The sequence below is a fragment of the Rhodococcus sp. (in: high G+C Gram-positive bacteria) genome (assembly GCF_049591685.1).
Taxonomy (GTDB): domain Bacteria; phylum Actinomycetota; class Actinomycetes; order Mycobacteriales; family Mycobacteriaceae; genus Rhodococcoides.
Window position 1 is genome coordinate 1 of sequence record NZ_JBAWFH010000362.1, and the last position, 1,511, is coordinate 1,511.

Below are 1,511 nucleotides of genomic sequence, written 5' to 3' on the forward strand. Positions count from 1 at the left end.
GCCCTGCACGACGACAGGCACGCGGTACCGGGCCGACACGGCCATGACGGCTTGGACGTCGGCTTCCGTTGTCGGCAGAACCGCGACCGCAGGGGGCGTCGACTCGCACAGCGCGGCCGAGTCGTGCCGATAACTTGTCAGGACGTCGGGGTCGACCACGACGGCGCACTCGCCCAGGGCGGACCGTAGCTCGGCGAGGACGTCCTTGCCGATCGAGATGGGTGCGGCTGAGGAATCGGACAGCGTCATGGGGTCCGAGTATGGGCGGGTTCGCCGCACGACGTCTGCGTCGAGAACGACGAAATGATGCGGTCGGTTCGGTGGATCCGGACGAACTTCATGCGGCTGTGCCGATCTGGATGCCGCCCCGATCGCATCGCGCCTACAGTCCAGTGACTCGAGTCATGCCTGGCAGGTAGTGAGATATTGACAACAGGGGCTGGAGCAGTCATGGTAATTACCGACCGAATGGACGGTGGTAATTGCCGCCGACCAATCGTCACCGGGCGGGTACACGGGCGCCGCTGGGACGATCGAGACGAAACGAGAAATTCGATGGCAACACAGGTTGGATCACCCACGGTGGTGTCGCGCGAGCATCGCCGTGCGGCGCTCGCGAGCATGGTGGGCACGACCGTCGAGTGGTACGACTTCTTCATTTACGCCCAGGCGGCGTCGCTGATCTTCGCCTCCCTCTTCTTCGAGCCGATGGGCTCCTCCGGCCAGCTGGTTGCTTACGTGACCATCGGCATCAGCTTCATCTTCCGTCCTCTCGGCGCCGTCGTGGCCGGCTACTTCGGCGACAAGATCGGCCGCAAAAAAGTGCTCATCTTGACGTTGACCCTGATGGGCGTGGCGACCGTGGGCATGGGACTGCTCCCCACGTACGCGACCATCGGCATCTGGGCGCCGATCATCCTGATCGTGCTTCGCATCCTGCAGGGCTTCTCCACCGGTGGCGAATGGGGCGGCGCGGCGTTGATGGCCGTCGAGCACGCACCCAAGGGCAAGCGTGGAATCTACGGTGCTGCAACACAGATGGGTGTTCCACTGGGCATGCTGATCGCGGTGGGAACGCTCGCGCTCTGCACCGGATTGTTGACCGAGGAGCAGTTCGAGGCGTGGGGCTGGCGCATTCCGTTCCTGATCAGCTTCGTGCTGATTCTCGTCGGCTTCTACATCCGTCGACGCGTCGAAGAAACCCCGGTGTTCAAGGAGCTGTCCGAACGCAAGGAACGCAACCACACCCCGGTGAAGTCGCTGTGGAAGACCAACAAGAAGCAGGTGATGCTCGCGGCGCTGTCGTTCATCGGTACAAACGGCAACGGCTACATCATCGTCGGCGGCTTCATCGTCGCGTACTCGACACGTGAACACGGATTGGCGCGGGTCGACGTGTTGGTCGCCAGTCTGCTCGCTGCTGTTGTGTGGGGAATCTTCACACTGATCGGGGCTTACTGGTCCGACCGTGCGGCACGTACGACGGTGATGAACGTCGGTAATGCAGCGAT

At 62.8% G+C, this 1,511-nt stretch carries 1 protein-coding gene and 1 pseudogene; one reads left to right on the forward strand and one right to left on the reverse strand.

Features of this window, described 5'->3' with window-relative positions; translation table 11 throughout:
• Positions 1–249 (reverse strand): annotated as a pseudogene (locus WBQ44_RS15155) (FAD-binding oxidoreductase); the annotation flags it as partial.
• A gap of 306 nt (positions 250–555) precedes the next feature.
• Between WBQ44_RS15155 and WBQ44_RS15160 the strand changes: the two are divergent.
• Positions 556–1,511, forward strand: a 956-nt coding sequence (locus WBQ44_RS15160) for an MFS transporter (RefSeq protein WP_495567498.1), incomplete at its 3' end; no start/stop codon positions are given.